The sequence below is a fragment of the Aliterella atlantica CENA595 genome (assembly GCF_000952155.1).
Taxonomy (GTDB): Bacteria; Cyanobacteriota; Cyanobacteriia; order Cyanobacteriales; family Chroococcidiopsidaceae; genus Aliterella; species Aliterella atlantica.
Genome location: NZ_JYON01000010.1, coordinates 1 through 15,030, shown reverse-complemented (window position 1 = coordinate 15,030; position 15,030 = coordinate 1). Strand labels below are relative to the sequence as shown.

The following is a 15,030-nucleotide window of genomic DNA, read 5'->3' as shown; positions in this document are numbered from 1 at the left end:
AATTCTTCTATTATTGTAGTTCAGTACCGCCACTACGCAGCAAATAGCGATCGCTAATTAACTTCAGTACCACTCGACCAATTTCAGGATGAGTTCTTTCGCGCACAGGCTGAATGATGACACCCTCCATAATCGAGTTTTCATCTACAACACTACTCGCATTGTTAAACTGCGATATTACTTCCCGACTGTAAGCACCTCGATAAAGTAAAGGTACTTGAGGTAAAGAATAGCGAGCGCAAAATGCTACAAATTCGTCGTAGTCTAGAAAATTACCGTTATTTTTAACAGCAAATACAGCAATGCCTATTTTGCCGTTAGATAATCCATACTTAATATCTTGAACGCCATATATCTCTCCAAATACTTGAGTATTTATTGGTAAATTTTGCAAACAATTAAATTCGTTGTAGGCACGAACATAAACTAAGTTTTTGTTAATTACATTATTTTTCCAAAAGTAGTTATGACTACTGACATGAGTACCATTTTCATCAACTAAAATTGTAAAATTAGTCCCATGAATTTTTTCTGTAACTACTACTTCTTCCCCTATTTGTAAAACATCGGGGTAGCGCTTGAGATGTTCGGGACTAGGAAACTTGTATTGCCCAATATGAGATTCTACCTCACCACTCATATTTTGAGGTATAGGGTACTCGTATTTTTTTACGCCAAAATACTCTGTAAGGTCGTCTCCTACATTGCCGTTAAAATCTCCATCAACAGGAATAAGCAAACCTTCAGAAAACATACCTCTTAGTTTAGCAGCCCGTAACTTCTTGCTGTAGTAAGAACGGATACCAAATTTGTCTAAATAATCATCGGGAATAACACTATCAATAGGAAAGTAAAAAGCTAAGTCACTAACTTGAAAATTTCCTTTAGCAGTAATTACTTGATAAGCCATACCGTTAATAGTGACAATATCTAAGCGGTCGGCATTAGGGTGAGGATTGACACTATTAATTTGGACTACTTCTACTTTAAATATGCTCATTTATCTTGCTATTTTCAAACAGATATGATAAGGGCTTAAGATTTGGCTCGATCCAGTTACTACGAGCCACAAAAGACAACAATAAATTGCGACTGTAATATTCAAATACAAGTCCAGAATTTTTGTATGTATTGAGTAACTTATTAGCTATATCTACAAGCTCATAGACTTGAATTTCAGAAATAAGATAGTTGGAAATAACCCGCAGCCAAAATAAAGTTATTGTCTCGTGATAGCCGCTATTTTTTGTGTTTTCAACTCCGGTGGCAACGTTGTATTTACGAATGCGATCGCGCATACAGTTAATTGCTTGTTCCTCTGAAAAATGCGTAAGATACCATAAAGCAACAGTCAAATGAGCTTGATGAGTCCAACAGGAACGAGGCAGCACGCAATCTTCAAAAGCTCCAACTAGACTTTCAATTTCCGCTAATGTTTTGTAGGTCATAGACGAATAAGTAAAAGCGATCGCGCCTCTCAAATAAAATGGGCGGTAGAGGAGTCGAACCTCTCTAGTGCGAATTAAAAGTTCGCTGCACGAGCCGCTATGCCAACCACCCGATAAAATTAAATGGGGATAACAGGGATCGAACCTGCAACCATGAAATTAAGAGTTTCCTGCTCTACCAACTGAGCTATATCCCCAAAAAACATCATCTAAACTAACCCCTTGTCTAGGAATTGAACCTAGCTACTAATCTTTCGTAGAGATAAGTCTGCATCCAGCAGCCAAGGGAAAAAGGAGAGGACGGGACTCGAACCCGCATCGTACTGACAGCAACTTTTAGGAAACGCGCTTTCTTACAACCCGTAGGTTAATGGGAACTACCCCCATCTCGGACTATTAATTCCTTTCAGTGCTTCTGTAACCTGTCGCCAATTTGCCGTTTTTGGGGAACGTCGCGAAGCAACTTTATTACCCTACTTAACAAACTCAGCCGTCGTTTTAGGAGCCGCTTCACAACATTTTTGCGGTGCCATTCCACATTAGGCGACCTCCCCACAAGTATCCACCGAGGAGGTACTGCCCCTCCTACAACACAGTTATCGGCTGTGCGCGTCACTATTTCCGCCTTCAGTGGTCATAAGGAAGATGGAGGAATCGAACCCCTAGGTGTTACCCTACCCTGATTTTCAAGACCAGTTGCCGACCATTTAGCGGCATCTTCCGAGGGTGTCTGAGGAGACTTGAACTCCCTAATTACTTGTTCCACAAACAAGCGTCTCGACCGCTTTGACTTCAGACACCACAGTGGATACTGATGGGAATCGAACCCACATCTTTCTACTTGCAAGGTAGACGCTTTCCCAGTTAAGCTACAGACCCGTGTGATTTGGTGGCGGGGGTAGGAGTCGAACCTACTGATTTCCAGGGTATGAACCTGGCAAGCCGCCTTTGCTTCATCCCCGCATTATCACCAATACCCCTGACTGGACTTGAACCAGCAATATCTACGTTCTAAGCGCAGCGCCTCGTGCCAATTGGGCTACAGGGGTAAATTTGATACTCCCGACCAGATTTGAACTGGTACTAATTAGGCTCTCGACCTAACGCCTCTGCCTAGTTGGGCTACGGGAGTATGGCAAATCGGAGTGGTAGGATTTGAACCCACGACATTCTGCTCCCAAAGCAGGCGCTCTCCCCCTGAGCTACACCCCGTTGACAGTGACCAGTAACCAGTGACCAGCGACCAGTTAATACTCTTGAGTCCGTATGTAAAGTCCGATCGCTTGTATGCTCCTGAAGGGACTCGAACCCTTACATAAACAGATTTTAAGTCTGTCGCCTTCTTCCAATTGGGCTACAGGAGCCAAATTTGGTACTCCTGGTGGGAGTCGAACCCACACATGAACTGTTTTTGAGACAGTCGCCTACTACCAATTGGGCTACAGGAGTAGAATTTGACAGCCCCGCCAGGACTCGAACCTGGAGTCATCTGAGCCAAATTCAGATGTGTTGCCAATTACACCACAGGGCTATAGATGCCGAGACAGGGTTTGAACCTGTAATCTCATGGTTCAGAGCCATGCGACTTGCCATTCGTCCACTCGGCAATAAATGGCTGCCTCAGTAGGATTTGAACCTACAACATTCCCGTTAACAGCGGGACGCTCTGCCGTTGAGCTATGAGGCATCAAATTTGATTTGCGATCGCCCTAATTGCACGGAGAAGGGGGGATTTGAACCCCCGACGGGTTTTAAACCGTGTCTTCTTAGCAGGAAGATACTATAAGCCTCTCAGTCACTTCTCCACAATGGGTTGGGCTAGATTTGAACCAGCAAAGCAATTAAGCGGCGGTTTTACAGACCGCTACCCGCACCCATAGGTGAGCCAACCCAATACAGTAGCCCTAACGGGACTCGTAGGCGAAGCCTTCTCGTAGAGTACCCGTGTTCTCCGAAAGTCGGATGTCCTTGACCGCTAGACAATAGAGCCATATTAGGCACAGGTGACAGCAGTGGGATTTGCACCCGCATCGACCAAGTTATGAGCTTGGCGCTCTACTGTTAAGCTACGCTGCGATACCTTCGGTAAGCTTCGCTAACGCATTCAAGACTGAGGTGAGATTTGAACTCACGTATAGAAGGTTTGCAATCTTCCCCCTTGAGCCGCTTGGGTACTCAGTCTTTACCACGGTGACGAGACTCGAACTCGCAACTTTCCGGCAGACAACCGGACGCTCTAACCAATTGAGCTACACCGCGATTAATCGTGGAATTATTCAGTTTTCAAGGTTCCAATTGCTTGAGATCAAAGTTTTTAGCTCTTTGTCTCTTGCCTTACATTTATACTACAAAAATACTACAAAAATGTCAAGGGGTAGGAGAAAAGATTTTTAAAAATGCTACACCGTAGTAGCGTTAAACCACGTAAAGGCGCAATGCATTGCGCCCTTACCCATTGCGCCCATATATACGATCGCGCATTCCCAAAAAATAGGGGCGCTGATTGTGCCCCCACTACGCGCATCCGTACCTACTCGCTCAAAACAGAAGCGCTAACTTGAGAAGCTTGCCACAACTTGAGCAAGAAAAACTCAATTGAGTGAGACATCGCGGCGACAAACACGCCCTCATTGCTATCTGTATCAGAACTTACCCAAGTACCTTTGATACTGACTTCAACATACTCAGCATCGCAGAGACTCAAAGTAATAGCATCTGGCTCTTGCCGTCTGACTTCAACAGCCAATGTATCTAAACCTGGTAGATCCGCAGGGAGCAGAAAGGCAGCCGTACTAGGTTCGATGCACAAACACTCGCCAACCCTTAGCGCCAAAATTACTCGCCCTTGTACCCACTCCTCTAAGGATTTAGCTATGTATTCCAAATAAAAACCAGTCTCAATGTAAGTTAGTTTCAGCATTGTCCTTAATCCTCCTATTGGGAGCAGGCATTTTCGTTGTGCCAGAAGTTTTCGGCAAAAGCTACAGTGGGATGCATTGGCGCTTTTGGTTTGGTGTGTAGCGGCATATTAGCTTCACTAGGCGTGCGATCGCGTTTGCGCTGGTTGCACGGTTCGCAGGCTGTGACGACGTTATCCCATTTATGCTGACCGCCTTTTGATACCGGAATGACATGATCTAGCGTCAAATGTTTGTTGCTACCGCAGTATTGGCAACTGTGGTTATCCCTCTTCAAGACTTCGCGCCGATTTACTGGGGGTACTTTCCAAATCCGTTCGGTGCTGGCAATCGTTAGACGGATATGTTGCGGTACGGCAATTACCAAATTAGGCGATCGCACTAACCACGCCGTTTCGTCCGTCAAGTCTAGTGCTTCAGCTTTACCTGTAACCATCAGCGCGATCGCGCGTTTGATATTGACGCGGCTAATCGGCAAATAGTTCTTGGAAAATACCACTACAGAATGGTCTAACACTTGAGCCAAAGCGCTCGTCACAACTTTACTCCTTATAGAAAAACCCCCGCTTCTACTATTTAGAGGCGGGGGCTGACAATGACTAAATAAAAGTCTTTATTTTTATATTGGTACGGCGACTCTGTGCCTGTACCTCCCGCTTCTTTGCTTATTTGGCAGTGCTTGGTTTAGCGCACCGCTGCCGATATATGCCAAATTTTCATGATTTCCTGCTGCGATCTGTCGCCGACTGAGGCGATCGTCTGTAAATAGACACTCCACTCCCAAAGCTGCCAATTCCCAACTCAAATGCATTGAGCCGGAGGGCGACGGTTTGGAAATAGAGGTTTGAGGTTTCACAGAAAATTTCACTAAGTTAAAGAGCGACTTGAACATTCCTTTAAACATACTACACTTGTATTACTATCCTGTCCAGATATTGGAGAAATTAAAGATGCATACACTCACGCGCACCACTACGACAGAAATGGAAGTCACTAGCATCCGGCTAGAGAGGGAGTTGAAAGACAAACTTAAAGAACTTTCAGGCAATGTTGGATATCAAGCTCTAATTAGAGATATTTTGTGGAACTACGTGCAGCAGAAATCTGGCGATTACAAATCCCAATATTCCAGTGAGGATATTCGAGCGAGTTTTGCTGCTACAGCCCAAAAAGAGGAACGTTGCGTACTTTCAGGACAAATAATTCGACCGCAAGAATCAATGTTACTAGGACTTACCACTACTGGCGATTTGGTTCCTTTACGTACAGAAAGCTTACCTATGGCATAAAAATTACAAGGGCGTACTTAAATAGTACGCCCTTATTATTTGGGCAATTGCTAATCCAAATTAATGTAATTGGGAACAAAAGCTTACCTCAGTCACTATACGGAAATTGTTGAATCAAAGCTATGAGAATCGGTAATATTGCTGATTCTGTGCGTTTACTATCCAGGATAATCTGGAGCTATCAGTAACTGAAGTTATGTTGAGTCAAAAATCGCTCTATATTTGTCTAACTTCAGCGCTTAAGTCATAAAACTTTCATCAGTTTAGACATTGTCGGCGAATAGGAGGCAAATACAGGTGATAAAGCGCTTTCGCAAAAAATTGGTTGCCAATCGAGAAATTGCGACAATAAACTCAACTAGAGGTAAGACGCAGAGTGTGCCTGCAAAAAATGTAGGGGCATTATCGTCCAAAGTACAAACAATCAAAGAGCCTTCCCTAGCACCAACAGATTGCTTAAATCGAATAGAATCTTTGCAAACCCACCCAATCAGACTGATGCAGCATCAAGAAGAGTCCCTAGCTTTGGGTCAACAGATTAATCATATTATTCTGAATAGCTCTGATGCCAAATCAGTGTTACAGCAGATTGCTCAGGTATTAGGAGAAGCTTTTGCAGTAGATAGCTGCGCGATCGTCATTACCAATGAAGAAAAGCAGCAGTCTCAAGAGCAAATTGGTTATTGGAGCAATGAAGACATTGTTCAGGTTGTACCACCACAGCAAAAAAGCGGGGTGGAGGCACTAGCATCATTGTTAAAAGCTGACTTTGAGCCACTAGCAATCGATGACGTACAGGCAACTGCGAGGACAGGTAATTTAAGGCAATGGCAAGAACTATCGCTACCATTAAGGGCTGTTTTAAAAATTCCCACGTATTTTCAAGGCAGGCAAAATGGGGTAATTGCTTTAGGGCGATTTCAACGCCATCACTGGAGCGATTCTGAACGAGAAAGCGCCCAAATAGCTGCCGAATCAGTAGCAATTGCCATATTGCAAATAGTACAAACTCAAACGATCGCCTCTTTAGAACGTTACGTAGATAATTCCACTCAATACCAAAATGCGATCGATCGGTTAATTATGGCAAGCCGCACTTCCTCAGATTTAAATCATATTCTCCAGCTAGCGATTTCTGGAACTTCTCAAGCATTGCAGGTCGAGCGCGGCTTGATTATTACAATCAAATACACCGATCCTGTATTTAGACACCGCCCTACTCAAACTATTCCCAAAGCCAAAGTGACGGTAATCTCGGAATGGTTCGGCAACTCCCAGTTAGACGCGTCAACAGTGGAGGCAAGCGATTCTGCGATCGCAGCCAATATTAATAATTCTAGTGTTGTCAATCAATCATTTTGGTTGGCTGAATGCTCTTTATGTCAGCAAGCATTAACTACTTCTCACCCGCCGCTGATCGTCAATTCTGTTGCGGAACTAGGAGAGATCGATCCGCAAACTGATGTTGCGTCAATTTTTGATTTTGCTAACTTTCCCAATGTTTTGATGTTTCCTTTAGAAAGTCAAAATGCAATATTTGGGTTTATAGTGCTGCAACAAAATCATGCTCGCCTTTGGCAATCCGAAGATTTATCGTTATTAGAATTAGTCAGCGCCCAAGTTAGTACATCAATTATTCAAAATCAAACATTAAGGCAAGTTCAATCTTTAGTTGAGGAACGTACAGCGCAATTACAGCGAAGTCTAGATGTTCAGTCTAAGTTGTTTGAAAAAACTCGCCAGCAAATCGACCAACTGCGGCAGTTAAATCAATTAAAAGACGAATTTATTAATACTATTAGTCATGAGTTGCGGACACCTTTAACTAGCATGAATCTAGCGATTCGGATGTTGCGTCAACCAGGGATTCCAGCAGAACGTCAAGCAAAATATTTAGATATTTTAGAAGAACAATGCACCCAAGAAATTAATCTTATTAACGATTTATTGACTTTGCAAAAGTTGGAGTCTCACCAAGCTCCCCTAAATTTACAAACCATTCCAATCAATACAAAGCTAAATGAGCTAGCTCAGATGTTTGTCGAGCAATGGTCAGAGAAAGAAGTAGGCATGGTATTAGACTTACCAGAAAATTTATTGAGCCTGCAAACTGATAGCGATAGTTTCGATCGCATACTACACGAACTACTAACTAATGCTGGTAAATACGCTAATCCCGATACTGATGCGATCTTAAAAGCTAGCCAACAAGGTAGTCAAATCATCTTGAGCATTACTAATATTGGTCCGGCTATTCCCCCAGAGGATGCTAGCTATATATTTGATAAATTCCGTCGCGGACAGGGAGTTACCGATCAAGCGATTAAAGGTACAGGTTTGGGACTAGCACTGGTAAAAAGTTTGGTACAACATTTAAATGGCACTATTGAAGTTGTAAGTACGCCGATTGAAAATTCATCATCGGCTCAAGTCTGCTTTACTCTCACTTTGCCTCAATTGTCTGCTTCTAATTAAAAAAATCAAACTTATTAATTTTTGTGACTGAACAAAACAACCTCGATTTAGAACTTAATACCCTCGCCGAGTCAGAAGATATTGGCATCGATCCAGCTTTACTAGATACTGTAGAAGTACAAATTGAACCAATAGCCCAGAGGAAAAGACGGATATCTGCCAAACTATTAATTCCTCACCCAATTGAACCTATTTGGCGAGTGCTGACTAATTATGAAGCCTTGGCTGACTTTATTCCTAATCTTGCTATTAGTCGGCGGATAGAACATCCAACTGGAGGTATTCGCCTCGAACAAGTTGGAACGCAAAGGTTGCTACGCTTCAATTTCTCCGCCCGCGTAGTTTTGGATTTAGAAGAGAAATTTCCCCACGAAATTAATTTCAATTTGGTAGAGGGCGATTTAAAAGATTTTTCTGGCGCTTGGCGGTTAGAATCAGACGCACAATCAAACCAATTTGCAACTAATCTTTCCTATACAGTGTGCGTTCTCCCCAAACGGACTATGCCTGTGGCAATTATTGAGCGTCGCTTATCTAATGATTTGCGAATCAACCTTTTGGCTGTCCGCCAGCGAGTAAACGAGTTGTTTGCTGCAAGTTGAAGTCATCCTAATCTTCAACATCTGCTTCGGCGCTGCTACTTAAAAGTTATTTTTATATGATTATGGGCTGACATTTGCGGTATGCCAGCCATTTTAATATACCTATTGGTTGAAAGCGGAAAAGAGAATAACTTTTCTTTTCCTGTTTCCCTAATTTTCTATACCCCCAGGGGAATTCGAATCCCCGTCGCCTCCGTGAAAGGGAGGTGTCCTAGGCCTCTAGACGATGGGGGCATCTAAAGTCGCACTTTTACTAATATAGTGAATATATAAACTGGTGTCAATACCTGAGTTAGAGAAAATATAGTGCTGCCTGGGTTGATTGCCAGTATGTGTATACTTTATGCTAAGTCTGAGGAGTTCCGTAGGCGCATGAGTTGGCGGCGCATTTGCGGAGAAGCTTCTAAATCAGAAATTTCTTGAGTTTTGACGCAGCTTTGCAGAGGCTCTAGATATTCATCTGCACCGATTGTAAATGCTTCGAGCAACAAATCTAACAACTTATCGCGATCGCATAACACAGCTTTTTCTTCAATGAGACGAAACTTTAACTTGATTTCGCACTCGTAAACAGCAACTTCGACTTTTTTGGGTTGTGGTGATGCGGTGTCTGACTTCATTGCAAACGATCCTGATTTGGTAGAAAGTGGTAGGCGATATTTGCGACTTCAGCAAAAAAATTTGCTGTTTATTCATGGCTGTGGTAAAGGGAAGCAAGACACAATCTATTCCTGGTTAATAGCATTGCGCTCAAATTTGTAAACTTCTCCTCATCTTGTAAAAAGATCGACCAACTTTTGCCGCGCTTATTTATGTATATGACTTCTATTATTCAGCTTTTAAGAGCAGATATAGTAAAGTTTGTGTAAGGAGTTTGTAAGTCTTTCAAAAGGTTTTTTGAAAGACTTACTTTTACGGATACACCGAAGTTACAGTTATTACAAATATTTAGTTAATTTTTAGTATCTATTGATGCTGCGGATACTATAAGTATGCAAATTATCCACCTATTTCCAGCGCTACAGCAATACGTAATTTGCAATTTATCTATATTAATTGAGCCAGTATTTTATAAATACCCAGTACAATTAATAGTTATTAAAAACTAGCTGTAAATATACTAAAATCGCATCAATAGCTAAACCTAGCTGACAAATACAAGCAAAGGCTTGGTTAGAATCTTGTGACTTAACCGCAAGTTTTATAATTGTTCGCCAGTGTTTTTACGTAAATTAACAAGTGTTTTAAATTACTATAAGCTGCGATCGCCAACGTTCGCCAATCTAGAATGTTGTAGAATTTATAGCTGTAAGCTGTTTGATTTGATGAAGGTCGCTCCTAAAGATTAAAGTTCATCAAGGATAAACAGTTAATTTACTACATACTTAATTTGTTATTAAGTGAAATTTCTCATGAGCAATCTAATTCGCGGCACAATCTTTGTTGTTGATGATAATATCGATACCGATCAAATTATTCCGGCAGAGTATTTAACTTTAGTCCCCTCTAAACCGGATGAGTATGAAAAGTTAGGTAGCTATGCTTTAATTGGGCTACCCGATCGCTATGGTAAGTTTATCGCCCCAGGCGCAATGAAAACGAATTATCCGATTATCATTGCTGGCGAAAACTTTGGTTGTGGTTCATCGCGCGAACACGCCCCGATTGCGTTGGGTGCGGCAGGTGTAAAAGCAGTAGTCGCCCAGTCTTACGCGCGGATCTTCTTTCGCAATTGTACGGCAACTGGCGAACTTTATCCTTGGGAAACTCCAGAGCGCTTGTGCGATAAGTTTGAGACAGGACAAGAGGTAACAATAGACTTCGAGCAAAATCAGCTTACCAACCATACGTTAGGCAAAGTTTATCAATTGCAGTCACTAGGAGAAGTTAAGCCTGTAATTGATGCTGGGGGGATTTTTGCTTATGCTCGTGCGACTGGCATGATTGCTAAAGCCAAGTAATGGTTTAAGATAATTCAAAGTGCGATCTAGTTCAGCTAAATCTTTGATTCATGGAAGAGCAGTTACTCAAGTCTACAACTCGCCACATTCGGATCTTTTCTGCGGAAGTTAACAAGGAAGGGGAATTAGTTCCTAGCAGCCAAGTTTTAACTTTGGATGTCGATCCTGATAATGAATTTAGTTGGAGTGAAGACAGTTTACAAAAGGTGTACCGTAAATTTGACGAACTGGTAGAGGCTTATAGCGGAGCAGATTTAACCGACTATAACTTGCGCCGGATCGGTTCGGAGTTAGAACATTTGGTGCGGAATCTATTGCAAAGCGGTCAAATTGGCTACAATCTTAATGGGCGTGTAATCAATTACAGTATGGGCGTACCTCAAGTTGCTGTCGAATAGTAATTAGGTAGCACAAATGTATTTCGGCTTAAATATAAAGTTGATGGCAGCTTTTAAGGCTGCCACTTTTATTGATTTATTCTCGGAAAAGTTCAAGACTTTTGGACTAAATTACCAGATTCTTTCTCCATTCTCGTCTACTCTGGCTTGACGAATAACATCTGAGATTTCTTCTGCATCTCTAACGTGGTGCAAGGCTTTTTCTTCACCGTCTGGTTCTTCAACCATAACGTATGTATTGACAGTAATATGGTCGCCTGTAATATCAGGTGAGTCTACGGCAACTTGCTTTGACTTTTCTTCAACACTTTTAGATTCATCAATTACATCGCCAGGATTGACTGCACGATTAACTTCCGGTTCTTGATTATTATTCATAGGTTTCAGGCTTATTTCTTATCTACACGTAGATTAAAGAAATACAGATGCGATCGCATCTTTCCAATGGTGTAATTGCACTCAAGACAATTATCAGCTACAACCTGTGCTACGCAAGCTTTGTAGCTTTATTAAAACAATTATTACCTATAAATATAGACCAATTGGTATAGGCAACTTTATATTCACGGCAATTGCTAGGTTACCAATCTAAATATTTGGTTTAGCAGTAAGTGTCATCTCAGTCATTCCCCAAGTTTTGTAAAATTGGCGAAATAGTTCTTCACTTGCTTGGGTTAAGTCGCCATCAGCGTCAATTGTACCGCCTGGAATTAGCTTTCCTCGATCTGTTTGAAACACTAGAGTTTGCTGTCCATCTTCATTTGTTTGAATAATCAAACTTCCTCTAGCTAAAACTTGACCAGCACGACTAGAAATAGCACAGCGCATTGTCTTTGACTCCTAGGGTATTTATAGCGATCTACTCATATTTAGCTACAGCCATAACTGCATTTTGACCGCCAAAGCCAAAGCTAAAACACAGCGCTCGATTAATCTTACTGCAATCGCCCGTAGTAACTAAATTTATATCGAATTCCGAGCGTTCTAAGCCCACGCAAGGCGGTAATAATTGCTGCTGCAATGCTTTGAGACAAAATGCTGCCCCTAACGCCCCAGAAGCTCCTAAAGTATGCCCTGTAGCTCCTTTTGTCGAACTGACAGGAACTTGAGGAAATAAATAGCTAATTAACCCTGCTTCGTGGCGATCGCCTATTGGGGTGGCTGTACCGTGAGCGTGGATGTAGTCTATATCTGTGGGCGATAATTGGGCGCGATCCAAACATTGCTTGACAGCCGCGATCGCACTTTTGCCTTCAATATCTGGTTTAGTAGCATAATAAGCATCTGCGCTCAAGCCAAAACTAAGGATTTGACCGTAAATTCGCGCAGAGCGCTGTTTAGCTAATTCGGCAGATTCTAGTACCAATACAGATGCACCTTCCCCTAATACCAACCCTTGACGCTGGAGATCGAAAGGATAAGAGCCAGTTTGAGCTAAAGCGCCCATGCGCTCGAAGCCAGCAAGAGTAAGAGGGGTAACGGGGGCTTCGGCTGCGCCAGCGATCGCTCGCTGACATTGCCCAGTTTTAATTAATTCGTAGCCTTGAAAAAGCGCCCAAATTCCAGTCGCACAAGCCGCCATTGGAGCAAGAACTGGTACTAAGGAAGCGCCAATTTGCCTAGCTGAGGCGATCGCGTTCATGTGGGGCAATGTATTTAGCCATTCCTCACTCCTATCGTGCCTTCTTGCTAGCCGTTCCCAAGTTGCTTGCTGGCTACGACTTGAGCCAACGACTACGCCACAATCAGTCAGAGGTAGTTTTAGCCCTGCATCGGCAATAGCAGCACTGACAACCAGCCTAGTTAGGGCTTGTAAATAGACTGGTTGCTGCCCAATTAGCGCTAAAGGTAGTTGTTTTAGTTCGGCAAAAGGCTGCTGCAATCTAATTGCCGACTTGCCTGCTAATAGTTGCCGCCAGCTAGCCTCTAAGCTGTCACCTAAAGGGGAAACTAAACCGATACCAGTAACAACAACTTCTACCAAAGATTACTTACTACTTGCCGCCGTTTCTTAAGTTTTCAGCACCTTGGGTAACTTTGGCTGTCTCAATACGATCGCCTTGTTGAATTTTGTCAACTACATCCATGCCGTTAGTAACATAGCCAAAGACAGCATAACTACCATCTAAAAAGGCTAAATCTGTAAGGGTAAAGTAGAATTGTGACGAAGCAGAATCAGGAGATTGCGATCGCGCCATTGCCACCGCGCCACGAGTATGTCTTAGCTGTGGAGGGCTAGAAACTCCTTCGCTTTCAAATGTTTGGCTGTAGAGCGGCGTTTTTGCCCCTTCTGGCTTAATTTCTAGAGGAATAGTACGTTCTCTACCTGTTTTGGGGTCTTTAAAACCGCTTGTACCCAATAATTGCGGTGGAACTTTAGGATCTTTACTTTGGGGGTCGCCGCCTTGGACGACAAAAGGTTCGGGCGTGCGGACAACGCGGTGAAATACTAGACCATCATATACGCCTCTTTGTACTAGGTCGACAAAATTGCCAGCGGTGATCGGTGCATTTGTGCCATCAACTTCAATAGTAATTGGCGCACCATTTACGGTCATTACTACGGTGGCTTTGCCTTCTAATACTGGTAAATCTTTCATTTGCGGGCTACTTACCTCAGTAGGTACAGATGTTGTTTCGGTGACTGATGCGGGGGTAGAAGTTTCGGTTGCGGTTCCATTTGACGTACATCCCCCGACGATGAACGCTACTAAAAGCGCAAACGAGAGCAAACATTTTTTCAACTGCATTGTTAGTTTTGTGCGATCGCAGTCCATCATCATATTTTATAAACCTTCAAGTTGCACGCCCAAAAATCGAGCAAGTTCGGCAGCTTGATTTTCTAATTGTGTCAAAGATAAAGGTTGACCAACTCGCGTTAGGGGAATATCTCTGCGCCCTTTGACGCGCAGATACAGCGCTCTGCGGGGATTAATGCCTTCCTTAATATCTACGCGCACTGCTTGCACGTCTTGAGTTTTGCAGTTAATCTCAATGCGGCGATTTTTGCCTAAAAATCCCCAACGAAAAATTTTTACTTGTCCAGTTTGTTGATTAAATTCGTTGTAACCGCCACCGACATCCAAAGCGACAACGAACCATAGATAGGCAGCTAGGAGCAATCCAGCTACACCATAAAAGCCCATTGCTACGCCTTGAGGGACAAAAATTAATTCGGTGGGGTTAGCAAAAGGCAGTAAGTTGACTTTGAGGTAGCTAGATAGCGCTGCTAGTAAAAAACCGCTAGCTCCAACCGTGACAACTGTTGCCCACCAGTAATTGCTCAATCGCCGCGAGCCTAAAATTGGTTGATGGAGAATCGGCGAAGCTAATTTATCTCCTGATGGAGATTTGCCTTTATCGGCGGTTGATACGCTCATATAAACACCTTGTTTGCTAAAGCTAAAAAAAATTGTTGATTCATGTGGCGATCCAATGCAAGTTTAGCGGCTTAAGTTTGGCGATCGCGCTTTAACCTTGTGTCAAATTGTAAATTTTTCTGATATTTATTATATTAATAGACGCAATGCTCAAGTCCTGAAAACACAAGTGTGGAATCGGGACTTTAGCATGAAAAATGTGATAAGTTAACAAACATTAAGCAGCGATCGCTGGATTGCCAGCAAGTGGCAAGGGCGAGTTGACATACCCAGTGAGATAATTAGTTAGCGGCGATCGCTAGGAATTTTCTCATAAATCTCGAAAGCTTCGGCAACTAGAGGATGTCAAAGTGCTAATTCCTCAGAAACGTTGCAATTTTTAGTAAACGAGAGGATTTTGATTCAATGACAATTGCAGTTGGCAGCGCACCGAGTCGCGGCATATTTGATACCGTAGACGACTGGCTAAAGCGCGACAGATTCGTATTCGTAGGCTGGAGCGGCATATTGCTATTTCCCTGCGCATACCTAGCCTTGGGCGGATGGCTCACAGGGACAA

16 protein-coding genes, 19 tRNA genes and 1 pseudogene are annotated in these 15,030 nt (G+C 42.8%); 6 read left to right on the top strand and 30 right to left on the bottom strand.

Going from position 1 to position 15,030, the window contains the following annotated elements; genetic code table 11:
- Nucleotides 1-10: 10 nt before the first annotated feature.
- The 23 genes from UH38_RS11050 to UH38_RS10955 all read right to left on the bottom strand — a co-directional run bounded on the left by UH38_RS11050 (nucleotide 11) and on the right by UH38_RS10955 (nucleotide 5,222).
- On the bottom strand, nucleotides 11-1,000 hold the full coding sequence (locus UH38_RS11050) for an RNA ligase (ATP) (RefSeq protein ID WP_045054709.1): 990 nt from the start codon (nucleotides 998-1,000) through the stop codon (nucleotides 11-13).
- Nucleotides 987-1,448 (bottom strand): hypothetical protein, encoded by a 462-nt coding sequence (locus UH38_RS11045; RefSeq protein ID WP_045054826.1) that lies wholly within the window; start codon nucleotides 1,446-1,448, stop codon nucleotides 987-989. Before UH38_RS11045 ends, UH38_RS11050 begins: the two co-directional genes overlap by 14 nt.
- A 39-nt stretch (nucleotides 1,449-1,487) precedes the next feature.
- A tRNA-Lys gene (locus tag UH38_RS11040) sits at nucleotides 1,488-1,560 on the bottom strand.
- Between the two features lie 12 nt (nucleotides 1,561-1,572).
- Nucleotides 1,573-1,645, bottom strand: a tRNA-Lys gene (locus tag UH38_RS11035).
- A 442-nt stretch (nucleotides 1,646-2,087) separates the two neighbouring features.
- Nucleotides 2,088-2,170: transfer RNA gene (locus UH38_RS26575), tRNA-Ser, on the bottom strand.
- 83 nt (nucleotides 2,171-2,253) lie between these two features.
- Nucleotides 2,254-2,327: transfer RNA gene (locus tag UH38_RS11030), tRNA-Ala, on the bottom strand.
- An 8-nt stretch (nucleotides 2,328-2,335) separates the two neighbouring features.
- Nucleotides 2,336-2,412, bottom strand: a tRNA-Met gene (locus UH38_RS11025).
- A gap of 10 nt (nucleotides 2,413-2,422) precedes the next feature.
- Nucleotides 2,423-2,497, bottom strand: a tRNA-Leu gene (locus UH38_RS11020).
- A gap of 8 nt (nucleotides 2,498-2,505) precedes the next feature.
- A tRNA-Leu gene (locus UH38_RS26570) sits at nucleotides 2,506-2,580 on the bottom strand.
- An 8-nt stretch (nucleotides 2,581-2,588) separates the two neighbouring features.
- Nucleotides 2,589-2,660, bottom strand: a tRNA-Pro gene (locus UH38_RS11015).
- Nucleotides 2,661-2,736: 76 nt separating this feature from the next.
- A tRNA-Leu gene (locus UH38_RS11010) sits at nucleotides 2,737-2,812 on the bottom strand.
- Between the two features lie 6 nt (nucleotides 2,813-2,818).
- A tRNA-Leu gene (locus UH38_RS11005) sits at nucleotides 2,819-2,897 on the bottom strand.
- Nucleotides 2,898-2,906: 9 nt separating this feature from the next.
- Nucleotides 2,907-2,979, bottom strand: a tRNA-Gln gene (locus UH38_RS11000).
- Between the two features lie 4 nt (nucleotides 2,980-2,983).
- A tRNA-Gln gene (locus UH38_RS10995) sits at nucleotides 2,984-3,055 on the bottom strand.
- Between the two features lie 5 nt (nucleotides 3,056-3,060).
- Nucleotides 3,061-3,135, bottom strand: a tRNA-Asn gene (locus tag UH38_RS10990).
- A 31-nt stretch (nucleotides 3,136-3,166) separates the two neighbouring features.
- Nucleotides 3,167-3,253 (bottom strand) — tRNA-Ser (locus UH38_RS10985).
- Nucleotides 3,254-3,257: 4 nt separating this feature from the next.
- A tRNA-Tyr gene (locus UH38_RS26565) sits at nucleotides 3,258-3,340 on the bottom strand.
- A gap of 112 nt (nucleotides 3,341-3,452) precedes the next feature.
- Nucleotides 3,453-3,523, bottom strand: a tRNA-Met gene (locus UH38_RS10980).
- 32 nt (nucleotides 3,524-3,555) lie between these two features.
- Nucleotides 3,556-3,629: transfer RNA gene (locus tag UH38_RS10975), tRNA-Cys, on the bottom strand.
- 4 nt (nucleotides 3,630-3,633) lie between these two features.
- Nucleotides 3,634-3,707: transfer RNA gene (locus tag UH38_RS10970), tRNA-Asp, on the bottom strand.
- 271 nt (nucleotides 3,708-3,978) lie between these two features.
- A complete protein-coding gene (locus tag UH38_RS10965; protein WP_045054708.1) occupies nucleotides 3,979-4,368 on the bottom strand; it encodes an alr0857 family protein in 390 nt (129 codons plus the stop codon).
- Nucleotides 4,369-4,382: 14 nt separating this feature from the next.
- Nucleotides 4,383-4,904, bottom strand: coding sequence for an HNH endonuclease (locus UH38_RS10960; RefSeq protein ID WP_235355195.1), 522 nt, complete (start codon nucleotides 4,902-4,904; stop codon nucleotides 4,383-4,385).
- A gap of 81 nt (nucleotides 4,905-4,985) precedes the next feature.
- Nucleotides 4,986-5,222 (bottom strand): hypothetical protein, encoded by a 237-nt coding sequence (locus UH38_RS10955; protein ID WP_144405668.1) that lies wholly within the window; start codon nucleotides 5,220-5,222, stop codon nucleotides 4,986-4,988.
- 94 nt (nucleotides 5,223-5,316) lie between these two features.
- On the opposite strand from UH38_RS10955, the gene UH38_RS10950 reads away from it, so the two are divergent.
- The 3 genes from UH38_RS10950 (at nucleotide 5,317) to UH38_RS10940 (ending at nucleotide 8,732) form a co-directional block, all read left to right on the top strand.
- Complete coding sequence (locus tag UH38_RS10950) at nucleotides 5,317-5,655, top strand: hypothetical protein (protein ID WP_045054707.1); 339 nt, start codon at nucleotides 5,317-5,319, stop codon at nucleotides 5,653-5,655.
- 297 nt (nucleotides 5,656-5,952) lie between these two features.
- Nucleotides 5,953-8,130 (top strand): sensor histidine kinase, encoded by a 2,178-nt coding sequence (locus tag UH38_RS10945; protein ID WP_082065364.1) that lies wholly within the window; start codon nucleotides 5,953-5,955, stop codon nucleotides 8,128-8,130.
- 23 nt (nucleotides 8,131-8,153) lie between these two features.
- Entirely contained in the window at nucleotides 8,154-8,732 is a 579-nt protein-coding gene (locus UH38_RS10940; RefSeq protein WP_045054706.1) for an SRPBCC family protein, read from the top strand.
- A gap of 161 nt (nucleotides 8,733-8,893) precedes the next feature.
- On the opposite strand, the gene UH38_RS10935 is transcribed toward UH38_RS10940, so the two are convergent.
- Together UH38_RS10935 and UH38_RS10930 are read right to left on the bottom strand one after the other, a co-directional pair.
- A tRNA-Glu gene (locus tag UH38_RS10935) sits at nucleotides 8,894-8,966 on the bottom strand.
- A gap of 107 nt (nucleotides 8,967-9,073) precedes the next feature.
- The gene (locus UH38_RS10930; RefSeq protein WP_045054705.1) at nucleotides 9,074-9,352 is read right to left on the bottom strand and encodes an Npun_R1517 family heterocyst differentiation transcriptional regulator; all 279 of its coding nucleotides are present in this window, start codon (nucleotides 9,350-9,352) and stop codon (nucleotides 9,074-9,076) included.
- Nucleotides 9,353-10,144: 792 nt separating this feature from the next.
- Here UH38_RS10930 and UH38_RS10925 point away from each other — a divergent pair.
- Nucleotides 10,145-10,693: a LeuD/DmdB family oxidoreductase small subunit gene (locus UH38_RS10925; RefSeq protein WP_045054704.1), complete on the top strand. Its 549-nt coding sequence runs from the start codon at nucleotides 10,145-10,147 to the stop codon at nucleotides 10,691-10,693.
- A gap of 50 nt (nucleotides 10,694-10,743) precedes the next feature.
- Nucleotides 10,744-11,091, top strand: coding sequence for an NAD(P)H-quinone oxidoreductase subunit M (locus UH38_RS10920; RefSeq protein ID WP_045054703.1), 348 nt, complete (start codon nucleotides 10,744-10,746; stop codon nucleotides 11,089-11,091).
- A 111-nt stretch (nucleotides 11,092-11,202) separates the two neighbouring features.
- Here UH38_RS10920 and UH38_RS10915 read toward each other — a convergent pair whose 3' ends face one another.
- From UH38_RS10915 to UH38_RS10895, 5 genes are all read right to left on the bottom strand, one after another.
- Nucleotides 11,203-11,469, bottom strand: a complete 267-nt coding sequence (locus UH38_RS10915; protein WP_045054702.1) for a hypothetical protein — start codon at nucleotides 11,467-11,469, stop codon at nucleotides 11,203-11,205.
- Nucleotides 11,470-11,679: 210 nt separating this feature from the next.
- Complete coding sequence (locus UH38_RS10910) at nucleotides 11,680-11,919, bottom strand: hypothetical protein (RefSeq protein ID WP_045054701.1); 240 nt, start codon at nucleotides 11,917-11,919, stop codon at nucleotides 11,680-11,682.
- A 31-nt stretch (nucleotides 11,920-11,950) separates the two neighbouring features.
- Complete coding sequence (locus tag UH38_RS10905) at nucleotides 11,951-13,075, bottom strand: beta-ketoacyl-ACP synthase (RefSeq protein WP_045054700.1); 1,125 nt, start codon at nucleotides 13,073-13,075, stop codon at nucleotides 11,951-11,953.
- Nucleotides 13,076-13,085: 10 nt separating this feature from the next.
- Nucleotides 13,086-13,874 (bottom strand): peptidylprolyl isomerase, encoded by a 789-nt coding sequence (locus UH38_RS10900; protein WP_235355193.1) that lies wholly within the window; start codon nucleotides 13,872-13,874, stop codon nucleotides 13,086-13,088.
- Between the two features lie 3 nt (nucleotides 13,875-13,877).
- Nucleotides 13,878-14,471, bottom strand: coding sequence for a photosystem I assembly protein Ycf4 (locus UH38_RS10895; protein WP_045054698.1), 594 nt, complete (start codon nucleotides 14,469-14,471; stop codon nucleotides 13,878-13,880).
- Between the two features lie 405 nt (nucleotides 14,472-14,876).
- On the opposite strand from UH38_RS10895, the pseudogene UH38_RS26275 reads away from it, so the two are divergent.
- A pseudogene (locus tag UH38_RS26275) lies at nucleotides 14,877-15,030 on the top strand (photosystem II D2 protein (photosystem q(a) protein)); the annotation flags it as partial.

What these genes read in the sequence shown, in the direction of transcription:
- UH38_RS11050 (WP_045054709.1), bottom strand. Translation starts at nt 1,000, where the DNA reads ATGAGCATATTTAAAGTAGAAGTAGTCCAAATTAATAGTGTCAATCCT.
- UH38_RS10915 (WP_045054702.1), bottom strand. Translation starts at nt 11,469, where the DNA reads ATGAATAATAATCAAGAACCGGAAGTTAATCGTGCAGTCAATCCTGGC.
- UH38_RS10900 (WP_235355193.1), bottom strand. Translation starts at nt 13,874, where the DNA reads ATGATGATGGACTGCGATCGCACAAAACTAACAATGCAGTTGAAAAAA.
- UH38_RS11045 (WP_045054826.1), bottom strand. Translation starts at nt 1,448, where the DNA reads ATGACCTACAAAACATTAGCGGAAATTGAAAGTCTAGTTGGAGCTTTT.
- UH38_RS10965 (WP_045054708.1), bottom strand. Translation starts at nt 4,368, where the DNA reads ATGCTGAAACTAACTTACATTGAGACTGGTTTTTATTTGGAATACATA.
- UH38_RS10950 (WP_045054707.1), top strand. Translation starts at nt 5,317, where the DNA reads ATGCATACACTCACGCGCACCACTACGACAGAAATGGAAGTCACTAGC.
- UH38_RS10910 (WP_045054701.1), bottom strand. Translation starts at nt 11,919, where the DNA reads ATGCGCTGTGCTATTTCTAGTCGTGCTGGTCAAGTTTTAGCTAGAGGA.
- UH38_RS10930 (WP_045054705.1), bottom strand. Translation starts at nt 9,352, where the DNA reads ATGAAGTCAGACACCGCATCACCACAACCCAAAAAAGTCGAAGTTGCT.
- UH38_RS10895 (WP_045054698.1), bottom strand. Translation starts at nt 14,471, where the DNA reads ATGAGCGTATCAACCGCCGATAAAGGCAAATCTCCATCAGGAGATAAA.
- UH38_RS10925 (WP_045054704.1), top strand. Translation starts at nt 10,145, where the DNA reads ATGAGCAATCTAATTCGCGGCACAATCTTTGTTGTTGATGATAATATC.
- UH38_RS10920 (WP_045054703.1), top strand. Translation starts at nt 10,744, where the DNA reads ATGGAAGAGCAGTTACTCAAGTCTACAACTCGCCACATTCGGATCTTT.